General features: G+C 52.7%; 19 protein-coding genes, 1 tRNA gene and 1 riboswitch. Of the genes, 9 read left to right on the forward strand and 11 right to left on the reverse strand.

Annotated features, from left to right (window positions below; all coding sequences use genetic code 11):
• Positions 1–196: 196 nt before the first annotated feature.
• The 3 genes from pdxH to anmK all read right to left on the reverse strand — a co-directional run bounded on the left by pdxH (position 197) and on the right by anmK (position 2,515).
• Positions 197–880, reverse strand: coding sequence for a pyridoxamine 5'-phosphate oxidase (pdxH, locus tag HP572_RS10275; protein WP_240585737.1), 684 nt, complete (start codon positions 878–880; stop codon positions 197–199).
• A gap of 107 nt (positions 881–987) precedes the next feature.
• Positions 988–1,305 (reverse strand): MliC family protein, encoded by a 318-nt coding sequence (locus HP572_RS10280; protein ID WP_205555136.1) that lies wholly within the window; start codon positions 1,303–1,305, stop codon positions 988–990.
• Between the two features lie 97 nt (positions 1,306–1,402).
• A complete protein-coding gene (gene anmK / locus HP572_RS10285; protein WP_014915735.1) occupies positions 1,403–2,515 on the reverse strand; it encodes an anhydro-N-acetylmuramic acid kinase in 1,113 nt (370 codons plus the stop codon).
• 349 nt (positions 2,516–2,864) lie between these two features.
• On the opposite strand from anmK, the gene HP572_RS10290 reads away from it, so the two are divergent.
• Positions 2,865–3,332 carry a glycine zipper 2TM domain-containing protein gene (locus tag HP572_RS10290; protein WP_205555138.1) on the forward strand — a complete coding sequence of 156 codons (468 nt, stop codon included), beginning with the start codon at positions 2,865–2,867 and terminating at the stop codon, positions 3,330–3,332.
• A gap of 131 nt (positions 3,333–3,463) precedes the next feature.
• On the opposite strand, the gene slyA is transcribed toward HP572_RS10290, so the two are convergent.
• Complete coding sequence (gene slyA / locus HP572_RS10295; protein WP_010276609.1) at positions 3,464–3,901, reverse strand: transcriptional regulator SlyA; 438 nt, start codon at positions 3,899–3,901, stop codon at positions 3,464–3,466.
• 228 nt (positions 3,902–4,129) lie between these two features.
• Positions 4,130–4,369, reverse strand: coding sequence for a DUF1289 domain-containing protein (locus HP572_RS10300; RefSeq protein WP_010302285.1), 240 nt, complete (start codon positions 4,367–4,369; stop codon positions 4,130–4,132).
• A 289-nt stretch (positions 4,370–4,658) separates the two neighbouring features.
• On the opposite strand from HP572_RS10300, the gene gloA reads away from it, so the two are divergent.
• Both gloA and rnt read left to right on the forward strand, forming a co-directional pair.
• Complete coding sequence (gloA, locus tag HP572_RS10305; protein ID WP_010276601.1) at positions 4,659–5,066, forward strand: lactoylglutathione lyase; 408 nt, start codon at positions 4,659–4,661, stop codon at positions 5,064–5,066.
• Between the two features lie 148 nt (positions 5,067–5,214).
• Positions 5,215–5,886 (forward strand): ribonuclease T, encoded by a 672-nt coding sequence (gene rnt / locus HP572_RS10310; protein ID WP_039279581.1) that lies wholly within the window; start codon positions 5,215–5,217, stop codon positions 5,884–5,886.
• Between the two features lie 100 nt (positions 5,887–5,986).
• On the opposite strand, the gene HP572_RS10315 is transcribed toward rnt, so the two are convergent.
• The gene (locus HP572_RS10315) at positions 5,987–6,337 is read right to left on the reverse strand and encodes a Grx4 family monothiol glutaredoxin (protein WP_010276591.1); all 351 of its coding nucleotides are present in this window, start codon (positions 6,335–6,337) and stop codon (positions 5,987–5,989) included.
• A 341-nt stretch (positions 6,338–6,678) separates the two neighbouring features.
• Here HP572_RS10315 and HP572_RS10320 point away from each other — a divergent pair, with 341 nt between their 5' ends.
• Entirely contained in the window at positions 6,679–7,530 is an 852-nt protein-coding gene (locus HP572_RS10320) for a C40 family peptidase (protein ID WP_240585553.1), read from the forward strand.
• Between the two features lie 110 nt (positions 7,531–7,640).
• Here HP572_RS10320 and HP572_RS10325 read toward each other — a convergent pair whose 3' ends face one another.
• The gene (locus HP572_RS10325) at positions 7,641–7,730 is read right to left on the reverse strand and encodes a YnhF family membrane protein (protein WP_014915740.1); all 90 of its coding nucleotides are present in this window, start codon (positions 7,728–7,730) and stop codon (positions 7,641–7,643) included.
• Between the two features lie 387 nt (positions 7,731–8,117).
• Between HP572_RS10325 and purR the strand changes: the two genes are divergently transcribed.
• The gene (purR, locus tag HP572_RS10330) at positions 8,118–9,143 is read left to right on the forward strand and encodes an HTH-type transcriptional repressor PurR (protein ID WP_010276588.1); all 1,026 of its coding nucleotides are present in this window, start codon (positions 8,118–8,120) and stop codon (positions 9,141–9,143) included.
• A gap of 201 nt (positions 9,144–9,344) precedes the next feature.
• On the forward strand, positions 9,345–10,496 hold the full coding sequence (gene cfa, locus HP572_RS10335; protein ID WP_240585738.1) for a cyclopropane fatty acyl phospholipid synthase: 1,152 nt from the start codon (positions 9,345–9,347) through the stop codon (positions 10,494–10,496).
• A gap of 96 nt (positions 10,497–10,592) precedes the next feature.
• Here cfa and HP572_RS10340 read toward each other — a convergent pair whose 3' ends face one another.
• The gene (locus HP572_RS10340) at positions 10,593–11,228 is read right to left on the reverse strand and encodes a riboflavin synthase (protein WP_010276583.1); all 636 of its coding nucleotides are present in this window, start codon (positions 11,226–11,228) and stop codon (positions 10,593–10,595) included.
• A gap of 243 nt (positions 11,229–11,471) precedes the next feature.
• Here HP572_RS10340 and HP572_RS10345 point away from each other — a divergent pair, with 243 nt between their 5' ends.
• Both HP572_RS10345 and HP572_RS10350 read left to right on the forward strand, forming a co-directional pair.
• Positions 11,472–12,845: an MATE family efflux transporter gene (locus HP572_RS10345; RefSeq protein WP_240585554.1), complete on the forward strand. Its 1,374-nt coding sequence runs from the start codon at positions 11,472–11,474 to the stop codon at positions 12,843–12,845.
• Between the two features lie 285 nt (positions 12,846–13,130).
• Positions 13,131–13,207, forward strand: a tRNA-Val gene (locus HP572_RS10350).
• Positions 13,208–13,820: 613 nt separating this feature from the next.
• Here the strand turns inward: HP572_RS10350 and uca are convergent.
• The 3 genes from uca to HP572_RS10365 all read right to left on the reverse strand — a co-directional run bounded on the left by uca (position 13,821) and on the right by HP572_RS10365 (position 19,136).
• A complete protein-coding gene (gene uca / locus HP572_RS10355) occupies positions 13,821–17,423 on the reverse strand; it encodes an urea carboxylase (protein ID WP_240585555.1) in 3,603 nt (1,200 codons plus the stop codon).
• Between the two features lie 265 nt (positions 17,424–17,688).
• Positions 17,689–18,342: an urea amidolyase associated protein UAAP2 gene (locus HP572_RS10360; RefSeq protein ID WP_371745312.1), complete on the reverse strand. Its 654-nt coding sequence runs from the start codon at positions 18,340–18,342 to the stop codon at positions 17,689–17,691.
• Positions 18,343–18,426: 84 nt separating this feature from the next.
• Positions 18,427–18,528, reverse strand: a riboswitch (guanidine-I (ykkC/yxkD leader).
• Positions 18,529–18,722: 194 nt separating this feature from the next.
• On the reverse strand, positions 18,723–19,136 hold the full coding sequence (locus HP572_RS10365; RefSeq protein WP_205555597.1) for a MarR family winged helix-turn-helix transcriptional regulator: 414 nt from the start codon (positions 19,134–19,136) through the stop codon (positions 18,723–18,725).
• A gap of 81 nt (positions 19,137–19,217) precedes the next feature.
• Here HP572_RS10365 and HP572_RS10370 point away from each other — a divergent pair, with 81 nt between their 5' ends.
• Positions 19,218–19,481 (forward strand): DUF3861 domain-containing protein, encoded by a 264-nt coding sequence (locus HP572_RS10370; protein ID WP_240585556.1) that lies wholly within the window; start codon positions 19,218–19,220, stop codon positions 19,479–19,481.
• Positions 19,482–19,555: the final 74 nt, after the last annotated feature.

The raw sequence follows: 19,555 nt of genomic DNA on the forward strand, positions 1-19,555 counted from the left end.
CGTTGGGTTTACGCACAACGCCGTGAGAGATGCGCAGCATACCTGTCTGCTGTCGCATGATGATTTCGCTGCTGCATGACTTTTACGCAACAGGCTATGAACGTCATATCGCCGCGCAATGCCCAGTCAACGCGAAACTTCATAGGATAAAGTGCTGATGATAGGAGCGCCAGCGTTTAACACGGATATTTCGCGATTAAGGCGCTAAACGATCGATCTGCCAGCCCTCGTCCTGCCGCTGGTAGAAAAATCGGTCATGCAGACGGTGTTCGCCGCCCTGCCAAAACTCGACAGAATCGATCACGACGCGGAAGCCACCCCAGAAGCTTGGCAAAGGCACCTCGCCATTCTGGAATTTTTGCTTCAATTCCAAAAATTTGCTTTCCAGCACGCCGCGCGCTGAAATCCGGCTGGACTGCTTTGATACCCACGCGCCAATCTGGCTGTCTTTCGGGCGGCTGTGGAAATATTTCAGCACCTCAAGCGCCGGCAGCTTCTCTACGCGTCCCAGCACCATGACCTGCCGCTCCAGCATATGCCAAGGGAACAGCAGGCTGATACGTGGATTGTTTTCCAGATGATGGGCTTTGCGGCTGCCCATATTGGTATAAAACACCATGCCTTTCTCATCATAGTGTTTCAGCAGAACGATACGCTGGTAAGGCTGCCCGTGCTCATCCACGGTCGCAACGGACATCGCGGTGGGATCGGCCAGCTGTGCGTCACAGGCCTGCTTGAGCCAGCGTTCAAATAAATCCAGCGGGTTCGCGGGAAGATCGCTACGGCGAAGCCCGCCACGCGTGTATTCACGGCGGATGTCAGCAATATCGGCGGGTTGAATAAGAGGAGAACTGTCAGAAGGGGAGCGTTCCTGAGTCATAATATCCTGCTGTCGCAATGTCGGGCCAGAAGCGGGCGAAAATCCCATTTTGCTCCCGTACCCGAAAAATCGCAATCAGCAGCGACATCACTAGCGTGCGGCGTCAGTTACGTCGGTGCCAATACGCAATCGTCTACGATAACCCGTTCACCCCGTTGGATAAATGCACGATCGCCTTTGCTCCAGAATGTGTAGGTGTCATTGCTGTATCTGACGCCAGACGCGGACACCACTTGAGGGAGTGTGAGACGTTCACCGTCCAGCAGGAAACTCACCTGCGGAGTCGCTTCACCGCCCTGCTGTAGCGTCACAGTTAGCGGCATTGTCCCACATTGATAATGCAGCGTTTCCACCGTCTGTTTATGACCAAAATAGCTGCATCCGCTCAGCAGAATCAGCGCTGTCCCTGTCAGCAATCGTTTCATTCTTTTCTCCTGTCATTCTTGTCGATGGCGGCAACTGACGCTGCCGCTCACTTAAGTTTAACAAGAGGATAACGATGAACCTCTCGGCAAAATCTGATTAATCCGCGTTGACCGGATAAATCGCGCCTAACACCGTTTCCTGACTCGCTCCCGTGACGGACGGCAGATTGCCCGGCAGCCCTGATAGCGTGCGTGACGCCAGCCAGGCAAATGCCAGCGCTTCCATATCATCGCCGCTCACGCCACACTCATCCGTCGTGCTGACTTCGATACCCGGCAGCAGTGCCGAGAGACGCGCCATAATGAGCGGATTACGTGCGCCACCGCCACAAACCAGCAAGCGTTCGCACCCACCGACCAACAGCACCTGTTCAGCGATGCTCACAGCCGTTAACTCAACCAGCGTAGCCTGAACATCCTGCGGCGCTATCGGCGGCAGGCCCGCCAGCATTCTTTCCAGCCAGCCCAGATTGAAATACTCACGCCCGGTGCTTTTGGGCGCTCGCAACGCAAAATAAGGATCGGTCAACATTCGGCGTAGCAATAGCGGATTCACCTGACCACTCATCGCCCACGCGGCGTCTTTATCATACGGCTGCGCGCAGTGCCGCCAGATCCAGGCATCCAACAGCATATTTCCGGGACCGGTGTCGTAGCCACGCACGGGCGCACCCGGCACCAACAGCGACAAATTAGCGATGCCCCCGATGTTGAGCACAATACGTCGTTCGACAGGATGCAACAGCAACGCATGGTGGAACGATGGCACCAGCGGAGCGCCCTGCCCGCCATAAGCCAAATCACGGCGGCGAAAATCCCCTACGGTCGTGATGCCCGTCAAGGCGGCAACGCGGTTATTATCGCCGATCTGCAACGTACAAGGCGCATCGCCCGTAGGCTCATGCCAGACCGTCTGCCCGTGGCAGCCAATCGCTGTGATATCCTGCGCTCCCAGCTCCGTCTCTTTAAGCAGCGTCAGCACCGCTTCGGCAAACAAGATGCCCAGACGGGTATCCAGCTGTCCCAGCGCCGACAGCGTCACCGCCTGCCCCTGACACATCCCCAGGATGGCCATCTTGATATCCTGCGGTATCGGGTGACAGTAGCTGGCCTGCTGAGCAACCGTATGTTCGTCAATCGCGGCTAGCACAACATCCACACCATCAAGGCTGGTGCCGGACATTACGCCAATATATCTGCCTGATCTCATTATATAGCCTTTGCCCCTGTGGGATAAAAAGAGAACATCGATAACAACCGTTACGTTGAGAATAAAAGTAGCACGTTAACACGCTGAATTATTAAATTTTTTACGTTTTTGCCACACGGGTTAGGTTTTAACCAATTATCGATTTTTGATAATATTTGCTACAAAAAAAGCCCTTTCTCGTACTATTTACTTCTCTGTTTATACGCAATTTAAGCGCACTATCATATTCTGAAAAAAAGAGTAAAAAGAGTGGCATGCTACACTGAGCCAGACCATAATTTATTGGTATAACACTGCGTCGGCCGAGGCTGAGCCAGCCCGACATATTCGCTATTAAGGAGTTTGTATTATGATGAAGCGTTTGCTTGTGGTTACCCTTGCTGGTATCACGCTGGCTGGTTGTGCTAATACCAGTACGCTTTCAGGTGATGTCTACAGCGCATCCGAAGCGAAACAAGTGCAGACCGTGACCTACGGTACGATTGTTTCTATGCGTCCGGTTCAAATTCAGGCGGGAGAAGATTCTAACGTGATCGGTGCGCTCGGCGGTGCTGTGCTGGGTGGTTTCCTGGGCAACACGATCGGTGGCGGTTCCGGTCGTAGCCTGGCGACAGCAGCTGGCGCAGTAGCCGGTGGTGTTGCGGGTCAAAGCGCTACGGGTGCGCTGAACCGCACACAGGGCGTAGAATTGGAAATTCGTCGTGATGATGGCAGTACCATCATGGTGGTACAGAAACAAGGCGATACGAAATTCAGCGCAGGTCAACGCGTTGCCATGGCTAACAATGGCCGCAGTATTACCGTTTCCCCACGATAATGCTGTGTGACGATCGCCACTTTCTGCGGCGATCGTCACAACGAATAATCAACTCCCGGAATAAATAACCAATAATCGATACTGGTAATATTGCCGGGATTTAATTCTCCCTCTGCGTAACCCAAATTTAGCTACGCTTGATTCTCATGTAATGCCAATATATTTTTCTCAAGACGCGAAACCAACAGCGCTAATTCATCAACCTGCTCCGGCGTAATACCAAATAAGACTTCACTACGTGTATGGCTAATTACACCATTGACTGCCTGTATGATTGGCTCTGCTGATTCGGTCAGCATAATACGTTTTGCCCGACGATCGTGCGCACAGACGTGGCGAGTGATTAACCCTTTTTCCTCAAGCTGATCCAGTGTTCGGACTAATGAGGGTTGCTCAATACCTATCGCTTTGGCGAGTTGAATCTGCGACTGCCCAGGGGGTAGATGGTATATGTTATGCAACGTGACCCAATGCGTCTGAGTCAGTTCAAGTGGTTTTAATCGATGATCGACCAGCGCACGCCATACGCGCACCAGACGGGCTAAATCAGATCCTAATGGCAATTCCATCACCTCTCCTTATTGTTAGCACGCTAAGTTATATCCCTGGATTGCAATCAACTCTGATTTATAAGAATAAAAAATGACTTTATTGTTGTAAAAATAGCTCCATCATGAAATGGATTCTATCAAATAAAAGTCTTTTAAAAATGATCTCAGGCTTATTTTATTCAATCGAACGCTCCTGCGTTGCTTAAACAAAATTTCACGTAAATAGATCATCTAAAGCAAGATAACTTAGAACAACGATGGCTGACGGGACTCTGCTGGTGTATCGGATTTCTCTGAACGCTGTGAGCGTTTCATTCTCTGCCGACACAAACGCAGCACATCCTGTTTCTGCGCATCACTCATTTGGCCCCAACTAAAGCGCTCATTACGACTGCGAAAGCAACCGCGACAATATCCGCCTTCATCCGTCTGACAAATACCACGGCATGGATTAGGGACAACAAAGAGTTCAAGTTGCTCTGGCACAACACCTCCTGCTACAACTCTATTTATTGAAGCCCTGTTCTTTACCGCTGGCAAGCCCAAACGGACAGTCACAATGAAAATAATTAGGTAACCATTGTAATAACTGACGATTTTTTTACACGTCAGGCAGACTAAAATTGCCCCAACGCGCTATTTACCCCTCCTGAGAGTACGTTTTAACACAAACCTCACTATAGTGTCGCATTTTTAGCATCATCCCAACAGCTTGGACTCGGTAGAGCCACAACGCTATACTTCCCTCTTTGTTGCACTTTTTAACGAGGACACTATGCGTTTACTTCACACCATGCTGCGTGTTGGCGATTTACAACGTTCTATCGATTTCTATACCCAAATCCTGGGCATGCGCGTGCTGCGCACCAGCGAGAATACCGAATACAAATATACATTGGCTTTCGTCGGCTATACCGAAGAGAGCGAAGGTGCGGTTATCGAACTGACTTACAACTGGGGCGTCGACAGCTATGATTTGGGCAACGCCTATGGTCATATCGCGCTGGGCGTTGACGATGTTGCCGCAACCTGTGAGCGTATCCGCAAAGCGGGTGGCAATGTAACGCGCGAAGCGGGCCCGGTCAAAGGCGGCACAACCGTGATCGCGTTCATCGAAGATCCAGACGGTTATAAAATCGAATTGATCGAGAACGCCCACGCTGGCAACGGCATCGGTCACTAATCCCCCGCATTCCACAGGTGCTGCACCGGCACCTGTTCTCCCCCCTTCTTCTGCTATCTCCGCCGTTTGAAACCGCAACGGGCATGCTGCATCTCCGGTCAAAATTTGCAATAATGCGCGCTGCGTTTTGCTAACAATTAAGAGAAAAATGGCTGATAAAAGTGATCTGAACGCCCTGAGCGGCCGTTTTCGTGGGTTTTACCCGGTAGTGATAGATGTTGAAACCGCCGGATTTAATGCGAAAACCGATGCCTTGCTGGAAGTTGCGGCGGTAACATTAAAAATGGATCAAGACGGTTGGTTACAGCCAGATGAAACGCTACATTTTCACGTCGAGCCTTTTGAGGGCGCGATTCTGGAGCCCGCCGCACTGGCGTTTAACGGTATTGACCCCACCAATCCGCTGCGTGGCGCGGTGAGCGAATATGATGCGCTGCATGAAATTTTTAAAGTCGTGCGTAAAGGCATTAAAGATCAGGGCTGCAACCGCGCGATTATCGTGGCGCATAATGCCACCTTCGATCATAGCTTTATGGCCGCGGCAGCCGAGCGCTGTAGCCTAAAACGTAATCCCTTCCACCCTTTTGCCACTTTCGATACTGCAGCACTTAGCGGGCTGGTGTTAGGCCAAACGGTTCTTGCTAAAGCCTGTATTACCGCCGGTATTGCGTTTGATTCCAGCCAGGCGCACTCCGCGCTGTATGACACCAACCAGACGGCATTGCTGTTCTGTGAGTTGGTTAACCGCTGGAAACGTCTGGGCGGATGGCCGATTGCACTGGAAGAGAATTCGCTGGAAGACGCGTCAGCCGAAGACTGAAAAGGCTGAGATCAAAAAACGGGTGTCGTAAGGCACCCGTTGGAAGGATTTACTCGCATCGTAACAACATTTGATCTCGTCATTACGTCAGGCGAAAGCATTATTCTTGATCGGCCTGCTGCGCTTTGTATTTGTCTGCAGTCTCTTTGATCAGCGGTTGCAGTTCACCGCGCTGAAACATTTCAACCACGATATCACAGCCGCCAATCAGCTCACCATCAACCCACAGCTGTGGGAATGTCGGCCAGTTCGCGTATTTCGGCAGCTCAGCACGAATGTCTGGGTTCTGCAAAATATCAACATACGCAAAACGTTCGCCACAGGCAGACAACGCCTGAACCGTCTGTGCGGAAAAGCCGCAGCTTGGCAATTTCGGGGAGCCTTTCATGTACAGCAGAATCGGGTTTTCAGCAATTTGGCGCTGAATTTTTTCAATTGTCGGTGTCGTCATCTTCTTGCTTCCTTAATTCTATAGGATGGCTAACGTCCAAAACGCTAGCCATGAGCCGCCGTCAGAGATGCTACGACAGCGACATTGACTCAGTGATATTGTACCGATGCCACTAGCCACAAAAAAACGCCATTTTTTGTAGGGTTATTTTTTCCTGAAGGCATTCATCATTGATGAAATCAACGCCAGAAAACGCTGATAAATCAATCGAAAAAATAACTATTAACGTTTTTTCACTATTCTGTATGAATAAAGCGACCGTGCCCACTTTTTTATGACGCCGTTTTCAGGAATACTGTGAGGATTGAGCGAGTTAAGGATTATGTTCGGTCACTGTTATTATGCGCTTATTTATTACTCTTTTTATATTATTTTTCAGTAATCTATCCCTGAACATCGTTCAGGCTGCGCCGCATACCCCGAATTCTGCGCCAAAGAAAAGCGCCGTGGTAGAAACGAATAAGAAAAGCCGCCAAACAAAGGGTAATGCTAAATCACCGACGCCGATCAAAAGCAAAAAACCAGAACCTACCGCCGTCAGCAATAAAACCAAATCCCGCACCGCGAGCAAAGTGACAGAAAAAAAGCCGTCACGGACGCAAAGCAGCACGCCCGCGCTAGTGAAAAAAAATCTTAAAAAGCTGAAGCCTGAAGAAGAGAAACAAACAACCGCACAAGCCAGAGTCAAAACCGGGCTGAAGAAGACTGCACTCAAGGGAAAAGCGGATAAAAATCCAGCGCCGACAGAAAAAGGAATGGCGCTAAGCGCAGCGCATAAAAAACGCTATCAGCATGCCAAAACGACCGCAATGAATAAGTTGATGAGCCAGATTGGTAAACCTTACCACTGGGGCGGCTCCTCTCCCTTTACCGGATTCGACTGTAGCGGGCTGGTCTATTACGCCTACAAAGATGTCGTTAAGATCCAAATTCCACGCACCGCAAACGAAATGTATCACCTGCGTGACGCCGCTCCGATTAAAAAGAGCGAGCTGGAAAGTGGCGATCTGGTCTTCTTCCGCATCAATAATCGTGGCGCAGCCGATCACGTCGGGGTTTATCTGGGTGAAGGGAAATTTATCCAGTCGCCGCGTACAGGCTCAGATATTCGTATCAGCAAGCTGAGTGAAGATTATTGGCAGGAGCACTATGTTGGCGCACGTCGCGTGGTGACGCCGCAGACGATTCGTTAAGAGAAAAGTTGTACGTAGTAAAAAAAGCGATGTGAAGACAAGCGATTCAGACACGTTTTATGTAGCATCAACGTGTCTGAATACCTAACCCGCCCAGAGGCACCGTTTGGTTAGTTCAGCACCGCAATAAAACTAAATGCGATGATCACAGCCAACGAGCCCACCGTTGTCAGCAAAGACATCTTCAGATCTGTATCCATAAATTACTCCTTATTAACGAACAAATTTTATCTGAAAGCTTCATCTGAAAAGCCCCCCCTTCACAGCCGAACCCGTTTAGGTAGTTAAAGCCACAAATAATAGGGTTATTACGATTCTTTCATAATTGTAGCGAAAAATCTCGGACGAATGCATCACTAATAGTATAAATTAGCCCTTTCACTTTCATGATAAATCGGACACAATCCGCTGTTTATGAAAGCGCTGCGTATCAGTCGAAAAACGTCAACCCAGATCCCTTCGGTATAACATTCGGCATTCTCCTTCTGAAATCCTGTTTTTTAGCTTAGAAGAAGAACATTAAACGTAGGCAAACGATTAACAATATACTTACGTCTGTAACAGGTAAGTTCAGGAGTCATTTTTAGATGGCAACGATTAAAGATGTGGCAAAACGTGCTGGCGTTTCCACCACAACCGTATCGCACGTGATCAATAAAACACGTTTCGTCGCCGAAGAGACTAAGGCAGCCGTCAGGGCGGCAATCAAAGAATTGCACTATTCGCCCAGCGCCGTCGCGCGCAGCCTCAAAGTTAATCACACTAAATCTATCGGTTTGCTGGCCACATCCAGCGAAGCCCCCTATTTCGCCGAGATCATTGAAGCCGTTGAAAACAGCTGCTATGCCAAAGGCTACACGCTGGTGCTGTGTAATTCACATAACGACATCGGTAAACAGCGCGCCTATCTTTCCATGCTGGCGCAAAAACGCGTCGACGGCCTGTTGGTGATGTGCGCTGAATACCCACCAGAGCTGCTGTCGATGTTGGAAGATTATCGCAGCATTCCGATGGTCGTGATGGACTGGGGACAGATGCACAGCGATTTTACCGATACGATTATCGATAACGCCTTTGAAGGCGGTTATATGGCAGGTCGCTACCTGATTGAACGCGGCCATCGGGATATCGGTGCCATCCCCGGCACTCAAGAACGCAACACCGGCAGCGGACGCTACCTCGGCTTTTTGAAAGCGTTGAAGGAAGCCGACATCACCGTACGCGACGAATGGGTGGTTCGGGGCGATTTCGAACCGGAATCCGGCTATAAAGCCATGCATCAGATCCTCGCACAGAAACAGCGTCCAACGGCCGTATTCTGCGGCGGTGATATCATGGCAATGGGGGCTATCTGTGCGGCTGACGAGCTGGGTCTGCGCGTGCCGCAGGACATTTCGGTGATCGGTTATGACAACGTGCGCCACGCGCGTTTCTTTACGCCTGCGCTGACCACCATCCACCAGCCAAAAGAGCGTCTGGGACAGTCCGCTTTCGCGATGCTGCTGGATCGTATTACCAGTAAACGGGAAGATGCGCACGTCATTGAAGTGCACCCAACGTTGATTGAACGCCGCTCGGTTGCAGACGGCCCCTACCTCGACTATCGCCGCTAGCCGCAGCCATTCTGTACAGACGATTTTCTTATTCCTGCTGCTTCCCTTCTCTGCTTCAGCCAATTCTCTTGTATGCTGGCTGAAGCAGTTAAAAATTTAATACCGTGTTTCATTTTCTCTGGTGACAGCCGATACCTCGGCTGCGATAAGTGTTGTCCTGGTGTGTTTTACGATACTTTTACATAAAGTTAAGGAGACATGATGGGTTTACCTTATACAGAAGAATGGGATCCTAATACCGCGCCCTGGTTCCACATCGTGCAGGACATGCTGGCCACCGCGGATATCACCATCAACGGCACCCGCCCTTTTGACATCCGCGTGACCAACCCTAATTTCTTTAAGCGTATCCTGTGTGAGGGATCGCTGGGGCTGGGAGAAAGCTACATGGATGAATGGTGGGAGTGTGAACGGCTGGACATGTTTTCCCATCGCGTCCTGCGGGCTGGGCTGGAGGCTAAGTTACCCCGTCGCCTGCACGATCTCACGCGGATCGCGCTCTCCCGCGTCACGAATTTACAATCCCGTCGACGCGCTCAGGTTGTCGGTAAAGCGCATTACGATTTAGGTAACGACCTCTTTACCCTGATGCTGGATCCCTACATGCAATATTCCTGCGCCTATTGGAAACAGGCACAGACGCTGGAACAGGCGCAGGAAGACAAACTCGCCATGATCTGCGAAAAACTCCAGCTAACATCAGGGATGACGCTGCTGGATATCGGCTGCGGCTGGGGCGGACTTGCCGAGTTCGCGGCACGCCACTACGGCGTTTCAGTTTACGGCATCACCATTTCCAGAGAGCAGCAGGTGCTGGCACAGCGACGTTGTCAGGATCTGAACGTCACCATTGAATTACAGGATTATCGCGATCTCGATCGGCAATTCGATCGCGTGGTGTCGGTAGGCATGTTTGAACACGTCGGGCCACGCAACTATGACAACTACTTCCGCGTCGTACGGCGTAATCTAAAACCCGATGGACTGTTTCTGCTACATACCATCGGGGCCAATAAGACCGACCCGCACATCGATCCCTGGATTCATAAATATATATTCCCCAACGGCTGTATTCCCTCCATACAGCATATTGCGCAGGCGAGTGAACCTTACATGGTGATGGAGGACTGGCACAATTTCGGAGCTGATTACGATCGTACATTAATGGCCTGGCACGCTCGCTTTCAGCAGAACTGGCCACCGCTTTCCACACGCTACACGGCCCGCTTCCGCCGGATGTTCAGCTACTATCTTAATTCTTGTGCAGGGGCTTTCAGAGCAAGAGACCTTCAGCTCTGGCAGATCTTGTTCAGTACGGATGGGATCGAAGGTGGATTGCGTGTTGCGCGCTGACAGCCTTGTGTGTTGACAGAAAATTGTGTGCTGACAGAAAAGAGAAGCCGGACGGTAGAAACGCCGTCCGGTTCACCAGAATGTGTAACGTAGGAATTACTCTTCCTTGCCGAGCTCGCTCGCCTGCTTGCTTGCCAACACGCGTTCGACTGTATCAACCACGGCCTGTGTCTGCGGGTCGATTTCGATATTAATGCGATTTCCCAGACGTTTCTGTCCCAGTGTGGTGCGGTTCAGCGTTTCTGGAATTAAATGCACGCAGAAACGTCCACGGGTCACTTCGCCCACCGTCAGGCTGATACCGTCAATCCCCACGAAACCTTTATGCAGCACGTATTTCATCAGTGCTTCATCTGCCAGACGGAACCAAATCTGATGGTTATTCTCTGAAACCTGAATCTTAACTACTTCCGCCGTACACATGATGTGGCCCGACATAACGTGCCCACCGATCTCATCACCGAATTTGGCAGCTCGCTCAATATTGACGACATCGCCTTCATGAATATCGCCCAGATTTGTTAACCGCAGCGTTTCCTTCATGAGATCAAAACTAACACGATCGCCGTCAATGGCGGTTACCGTCAGGCAGCAGCCATTGTGTGCCACCGATGCACCGGGCACGAGCCCTGGCAGCAACTCGGGCGGGAGCTGGACAATGTGCGTGCGAAAGTTGGATTTTTCTTCAATCGACACCACCGGCGCGGTGCCCTGAACAATACCGGTAAACATGCGGTTTGCCTCTTAAAAACAAAGAAATGACGCTGTGCAGTGTGCCCGATATTTCGCGGAAAACCAAACTGGAATGCCGTACACCGCATAGCTATCGAAACCGTAGCGTAACAAAAAGAATATATTCTTTTCCATGCTGGTTTACTTGCGTTAAGTCGTTACAATAAAGCTCGCTTTACCCCGATCTGTTTTTTCATATCTGAATTATTCATTCCGCAGTCAAGTCATTCAAGGAAGGTATCCGTGCAACAGTATCTGACAGAAGCGCGTAAATTATCGGCGCTTGCTGTTCCTGTCATTATTGCGCAAGTGTCTCAAACGTCGATGGGTGTGGTTGACACCATCATGGCCGGTGCTTATAGCGCCACCGATATGGCCGCCGTCGCCGTGGGAACCTCTATCTGGCTACCCTCCATTCTTTTTGGTCATGGCCTGCTGTTGGCACTGACGCCCGTTGTCGCACAGCTCAACGGTTCCGGTCGACGTGATCGTATTTCTCATCAGGTACGACAGTCCTTTTTCCTTGCTGCCATTATTTCTGTGCTTACGATGCTGGTGCTGTATCAGGGGGAATACGCCATTAACCTGATGAGCGACGGTTCGCCTGAGCTGGCTGCGAAAGCCATCGGCTATCTGCATGCGCTGCTGTGGGGCGTTCCCGGCTATCTGTTCTATCAGGTTTTACGCTGCCAGTGTGAAGGGCTGTCCAAAACCTACCCCGGCATGATGATTGGATTCATCGGGCTGTTAATCAACATCCCGATCAACTACATCTTTATCCACGGTAAATTTGGCATGCCCGAACTGGGCGGCGTCGGCTGCGGCGTGGCTACCGCCTCGGTTTACTGGATCATGATGCTACTGATGATGCTTTATACCCGACGCGCCTCCTGGCTACGCGATATCCGTCTGCACCGTCCCGCGTTCCGCCCGGACGTTGCCGTGCTGAAGCGCCTCTTTGGCCTCGGTTTACCTATCGCGCTGGCATTACTTTTTGAAGTGACACTGTTTGCCGTGGTGGCGCTGTTAGTGTTGCCGCTGGGCGTCGTCGATGTGGCGGGTCACCAGATTGCCCTGAACTTCAGCTCGCTGATGTTCGTTCTTCCGCTCTCGGTTGGTGTCGCCACGACCATTCGTGTCGGGCATCGCTTAGGAGAAGGCTCGGTTGAGAACGCTCGCATTGCCGCGCACACGGGTATCATGGCGGGCGTGGCATTAGCCTGCTGCACGGCCATTTTCACCACGCTGCTGCGTGAGCCTATCGCCCTGCTCTACAATCAGGATCCGCTGGTTGTGGCGATGGCTTCTCAGCTCATGCTGCTGGCCGCTGTTTATCAAATTTCCGATGCCGTTCAGGTGATCGGCACTGGCGTTTTGCGCGGCTATAAAGATACCCGTTCAATTTTCTATATTACCTTTGTCGCCTATTGGGTATTGGGATTACCGAGCGGTTACCTGCTGGCGTTGACGGATAGCATCGTGCCGCGTATGGGACCTGCGGGCTTCTGGTGTGGTTTCATCATTGGCCTGACGGCAGCGGCAGTGATGATGGTCACGCGAATTCGTTTTCTTCAGCGCCAACCCGCCGCACGGATTTTAGCGCGCGCCGCCCGCTAGATAACGTTTCATCCAGTTTTATACCCTAAATAATTCGAGTTGCGTGAAGGCAGCAACCGAGCGAATCCCCAGGAGCTTACTCAAGTAAGTGACTGGGGTGAGCAAGGGCAGCCAACGCACAAGCGGCTTGAAGTATGACGGGTATCGTCGAAAAAAACGACACAATGGATACAACCCCAGCAATCGCACTGGCAAGAGCACAAAATTGCATTTTTCCTCTTGCCAGTTTTCCCCTCGCTCGCTACTATTCGCCTCGCTGTCAGGCAGGCAGCACGGTATCTTAATGCGTTCATAGCTCAGTTGGTTAGAGCACCACCTTGACATGGTGGGGGTCGTTGGTTCGAGTCCAATTGAACGCACCATTCCTTGTTTTCAAAATACTTTATTCCGCACTCTTTTCTACTGAAAAATAATCGACTCAATCCCTTGTTGAATCTGCATTGATTATCTTCCCGTAATATCAATTTCACTCCGTCTATTTGATCTGACTCAAAGCAACACACTGAACTTCCACAGGTTTGTATAGGCACCTCGGCGGTTATGATAGAATTCTTCCGCGAAAATAATATCGAAAGAGTTAATTGCAATGGATTGGTTAAAAGATTACATACCGCTACTCCTCATTGGCGGTGGGATATGGGAAATTTTTCACGTCTATAACGGACTCAAATCTGGCGTGTTAGTCGAGAGAATTAATAGAAAAGACGTGACGTTTCATCGTGGCGAATTTTGGTTTAGTTTTTGGATCGGTTTTCATATTATTTTTTCAATAGGAACGTTCGTCGTTAGCGTTTTCCTCATCAAAAAATATTTGCTCCTCCCTGACTGGCTACACGTGTATTTATCTCACTTTTATTCACTCTGACAATCATTAGCGTCAACAACATCGCCATGTGACGTTGCATGGTGTTCAAACTTGCCATAGGTCATGTCACGCCAGAGCGTTACTCTGGCGTAAAAGCATGCGCGCCGCCGTTATTCCTGCGACTCGATCACCACCACGCACTGCCCGGCGCGCACGGATGCGCCGGGCTGACAGCGGATCTCCCGCACCGTGCCGCGCTGCGGCGACACAATCGGGATTTCCATTTTCATGGATTCGAGAATCATCAGCGTTTCCCCTTCAGCTACCGTTTTGCCAATCTCCGTCGTCACCTGCCAGAGATTGCCGGAAATCGGGCTTTCTACGCCGACCTGTCCCGGCAGGATCGGGGTTTCGCTCGCTTCTTCAATCACCACGTCCACGCTATCCGTCACCGATTGACCGGCAATACGCCAGCGCTCGCGCTCTGCCTCAAACGCGGCTCGCTGACGCACGCGGAATGCTTCGATCTCTTCAGCTTCCCGCGACAGGAAATCCTGATAGGCGTTTAACGCCAGTTCGCTTTGCTCGATTCGCAGCGGGTAGCGCCCCAGCGGGAAATCCCGTCGAATAGATAACAACTCGTCGGCCGACACCGGATAGAAGCGAATTTGATCAAAGAAGCGCAGCAGCCACGGTTTACCGTCAAATGCGCCAACGCCACGATAGCGATCCCACATTTGCAGCGTGCGTCCGACAAACTGGTAGCCGCCCGGCCCTTCCATGCCGTAAACGCACAGGTACGCGCCGCCGATGCCTACCGAGTTTTCCGCCGTCCAGGTGCGCGCCGGATTATATTTGGTGGTGACTAAACGGTGGCGGGGATCCAGCGGCGTTGCCACCGGTGCACCGAGGTAAACGTCACCCAGTCCCATCACCAGATACCTGGCCTCAAAGACCGTACGGTAAACCTCATCAATATTATCCAGCTCGTTAATGCGACGGATAAATTCAAGGTTACTCGGGCACCAGGGCGCATCGCTACGTACCGTGGTCATGTATTTTTGAATCGCCAGTTGGCAAGCGGGATCGTCCCAGGACAACGGCAGATAAACCACCCGTGATGGCACGGTCAGATTCTGCTGGGTGCAAACGTCCTGCCACAGCGTAGAAAGCACATCCAACAGGTGCTGTAACGAAAGCACTTCGGGGCGATAGTGCACCTGCAACGAGCGAATGCCCGGCGTCACGTCAATGATGCCATCGAGTGCCTGTTGCTCCAGCGCCAGCATCAGCGCATGGACGCGGAAACGCAGCGCCACATCCAGCTCCGCCGCGCCCACTTCCAGCAGCAAATGGGTATCGCCGGACAGCCGCGCAACCAGTCGTTTATCCGCTTCACCCGTATCCAACACCACCGGAGAAATGAGCGCAGCAGGCGACCAGTCGACAGCGATCGGAGCAAGCTGTTCCACCTCATCATGACGTGCCTGCGCCAGCGCGCGCGCCGTCGGGAGATCGACCGGAATAAAGCGTACACGGTCACCCGCATTAAGCTGCCCTAGCGCCCACAGGTCGGCTTCGATTATCGTCACCGGACAGACAAATCCGCCCAAGCTCGGACCATCCGGCCCCAGAATAACCGGCATATCGCCAGTGAAATCCACCGCGCCAATGGCATACGGGTTGTCATGAATATTCGAAGGATGCAGCCCGGCCTCTCCGCCGCTGTCGCGCACCCACTCCGGTTTTGGCCCAATCAAGCGGACGCCCGTGCGGCTGGAGTTAAAATGCACTTCCCACTCGGTGGTGAGGAACGTTTCCATATAGGCAGGCGTGAAATAGTCCGGTGCCGCATGCGGGCCGTAAATCACGCGCAGTTCACGTACCGTAGACAACGTGGTGCGCAAGGTGTCCGGCAGGCAATCGCCGGTGCGTCGGTCCGTCAGCGGCGTAAGATGCAAGACGTCCCCCGCCCGCAGCGCCCTGCCCGCGTGGCCGCCAAATTGCCCCAGCGTGAAAGTGCTTTTACTGCCGAGATAATCCGGTACATCGAACCCGCCACGGAGGCAGAGATAGCTGCGTACCCCCTGCGCATTCGTCGCGCCTAACCGCAGCGTGCCACCCGCCGGTATCGCAAATACGCTATCCATCGGCACCGGTTGACCGTCCAGTTCGATAACGAGAGCCGCACCGGTGACTGCCGCCACAGCGTCCGTATTAAAACGCAGAGTCGGCCCGTTCATCGTAACTTCCAGCGCCGCCATCCCCGCCGGATTCCCCACCAGACGGTTACCTAAACGCAGCGCGCGATCGTCCATCGGCCCCGACGGCGGCACGCCGACCGCCCAGTAGCCGAGACGACCAGGATAATCCTGTACGGTGGTCTGCGTGCCAGCGCTCACCACCTCACAGGTTGTCGCCTGATAGATCAATGTATCCAGACAGCGCGTCCACGGCTGGCCGCTGGCAAATGGATCTGCCGCCAGAATCTGACGCAGATAGTCACGGTTGTGTTCCACGCCGTAGAGTCGCGTGTCCGCCAGCGCCCGATCCAGCCTGGCCATCGCCTGCTCGCGGGTGGGCGCACTGGCGATGATCTTAGCCAGCATCGGGTCGAAAAATGGCGGAATCTCGCACCCCGCCGTCACCCAGGTATCGATGCGCAGGCTCTGTCCTTCTGCGGCGGGAAACGCAACCTCCGTCAACAATCCCGGTGAGGGCTGGAACTGTTTACCCGGATCTTCCGCGTACAGACGCGCCTGAATCGCATGCCCCTGCGGATTCAGTCCGGCGGCCAGCTCACGCAGCGGTGGTAAATCCCCTGCGGCCAGTTCGATCATCCAGCGCACCAGATCCACGCCCCAAACCTGTTCCGTTACGCCGTGCTCGACCTGTAAGCGCGTATTGACTTCCAGAAAGTAAAAACGGTCCGTCGCGCTGTCATAAACGAATTCCACTGTTCCGGCGCTGCGATAATTTACCGCCTGCGCCAGACTGATGGCCGCCGCGCACAGTGCATCGGCGACCCCGTCCGGTAGATTGGGCGCGGGCGTTTCTTCAATCACTTTCTGGTTGCGACGCTGCACCGAGCAGTCCCGTACCCCCAACGCCAGCACGTCACCCTGCCCGTCGCCAAAAATCTGCACCTCCAGATGTCGGGCGCGTTCGATATACTTTTCGATGAACACGCCCGCATCGCTGAAGTTGTTCTGCCCCAGACGCTTTACCGTTTCAAACGCCTCGGACAGTTCCGTGGCGCTGTAGCAGACGCGCATTCCGATACCGCCGCCTCCGGCCGTGCTTTTAAGCATGACCGGATAGCCGATTGCCGCCGCTGCACCGAGGGCCGCATCAATATTTTCCAGCAGCTCGGTGCCTTCCAGCAGCGGCACGCTATGCTGCTTCGCCAGCGATCGCGCCGTATGCTTTAAACCAAATACCCGTAGCTGCTGCGGCGTCGGCCCGACAAAGGCAATCTGCGCCGCTTCGCAGGCTTCGGCAAACGCCGCATTCTCAGACAGAAAACCATAGCCGGGATGAATGGCCTGCGCGCCGCTGCGCTGCGCAGCAGAGAGAATGTTGTCTACATCCAGATAGGTGTGAGCCGCCGCGCCTTCGCCCAGGCTAATGGCTTCATCGGCGTCCTGAATATGCAGGCTACTGATATCGGCATCGGAATAAACCGCGACGCCACGGACGTTCATCTCGCGCAGCGAACGCAGAATACGGCACGCAATCGCGCCACGGTTGGCAATCAGAAGTTTGTCGAACATACGCTAGACTCATGCAAGGGCGGGTCGTCCCGCCAAAATGCGATCCGCATGATGGTCGTCCATCGCGGTAACGGTCAGGTACTGAAACAAATAGTGCTTAAACTGGTCGTATTGAAACAGGCTATCGCGCCGCAATTACGGAGCGTTGTCCGTTCGCGTATTAGCTGGCGGCAGATAATACCGGTTCGCCCTTGCCTCCAGCGCGCTCACCAGCCACGTTTTCACCCGCTGCCAGCGCGTACGTTTTCACCACATCGATCCGGTGTCATTTCCATATCAGCACCTCCGCAGGCGTTGGGTTCCAGCCGTTGCACGGGTTATTCAACTGCGGACAGTTGGAAATCAGCACGATGACGTCCGTTTCGGCGCGCAGCTCCACGTATTTTCCTGGTGCAGAAATGCCATCCTCAAAGGTCAGCCCGCCTTCCGCCGTCACCGGCACGTTCATGAAGAAGTTGATGTTCGCGCCGATATCCTTTTTGTTCAGGCGACCATCGTGCAGGCAGGCGCAGAGAAAATTATCGCGGCAGCTATGCATGTAGCGTCGGTCGAGCGCATAACGCACGGTGTTGCTCTCCTGCGCACAGGCGCCGCCCAGCGTGTCATGGCGCCCGCAGGTGTCGGCGACAATCGTCAGCAGCGGGTTGCCAAGGTTGGAATACAGCACGCTGCCCGTTGTCAGGTAGACGTTATTCTGACGGCGCAGCGTACGTTGCGGATCGTAGCGTTCACGCGGGTCATCGACACGATAGAACAGCGTATCTACCGCCTGATTGCCTTCCAGATCCAGCAGCCGCAGCGTCTGCCCTTGCTTGACCTCAAACAGATAGGGTTCTCCGGCAGGAATCACATGGCGGAATACCGCGTCCTCGGCCGTTTTATTGCTGGCAATAGCAGCGCTGAAAGACTGAGGACGCAAACGCCCAGTAAACGAGATAGGTTCATGCCAGACCTCCGGTTGAGTAGGAAAAAGCGGGAACAGCGCGACACCATGGGTGTTGCTGTCTCCCGGGCTTTTGTCCCGCCGTGTAACCTCAACTGGAGGTCGCCAGCTCTCGGACCAGACATCCATATGATATGGATCGGAACCCTAGCCAGCTATTCAGGTTGTTCAGCGCCATGCGTGGTGCTGTCCCGAATAGAGAAAAGCAAAATGCGTGCCAGCACAGAAAGTGCCGGTACGGCGGTGGTTTATAAGGGGAATGATGCGGGGAAGCACGCCGCTATCGCGCTATCGCGGTGCAGTAGCACAACGAGGACGCTTCACGGCAGTGCAGATAGGGTTAGCAGATTCGAGGCCTAGTGTGCAGAACGGCTGGCCGCTATCTTTTCCAACAGCGCACTAAACGTAGCTTGTTCGTCAGGGGACAGCGCCTGAAGCATCTGCGCCTCAATCTGCTTTTCCTGATGCAGAAAAACCTGTGTAAACGCGACACCCTTATCGGACAAACTGAGCCACACGCTGCGGCCGTCATCCGGGTTATCGATCTTGCGGACATAATCGCGTTTGACCAGCTCCGCTACCATGCGGGTGATCTGCGCCTTATCCCGACAGACCCTTTTCGCCAGCGACTGAGGCGTAATGCGCCCTTCCATCGCGATGATCTTACATAAGCGGACATGCACCACATCCAGGCTAATGTCATGCGCCTTCATCTGTTCCTGCATCTGTGCCTTATAGCTTTCTAATAAGGCAAAAAGGGGTTTCATCATACTTTATTGACTCAGTCAACCAATGATCATATAGTTGATTTTATCAACTATCCATCACGAGTTCAATTTACCGAGGTCACAATGGGAAACGTCTATCAAATTACGGTGGAAGAAAAAACCGAGCAGCAGCGCACGCTGTCGTTTGAATGCGCAATTCACGATGATGTGTTCAAGATTCTGGAAAAAGTCGATGGCAAGATGGACATGACGCCGGAACAGACTCAGGCCTTTATTGTGGGTTTGAAGCTATTTAGCGAAGTGATGATGCAGAATAGAAAGCACCCGCTGTTTAAGGAATTCGCCGCTCCATTCAGAGAATTCATGCTTAATCTTAAGAAACAGTGATTAAGAAGCAGTGAGATACAAGATCGCACAGCAAAAAATGAGGCTCCCCACACAGTGAAAACACCAGCGTGGGG

Origin of the sequence: Pectobacterium sp. PL64 (assembly GCF_022477975.1) — a bacterium.
Lineage (GTDB): Bacteria > Pseudomonadota > Gammaproteobacteria > Enterobacterales > Enterobacteriaceae > Pectobacterium > Pectobacterium jejuense.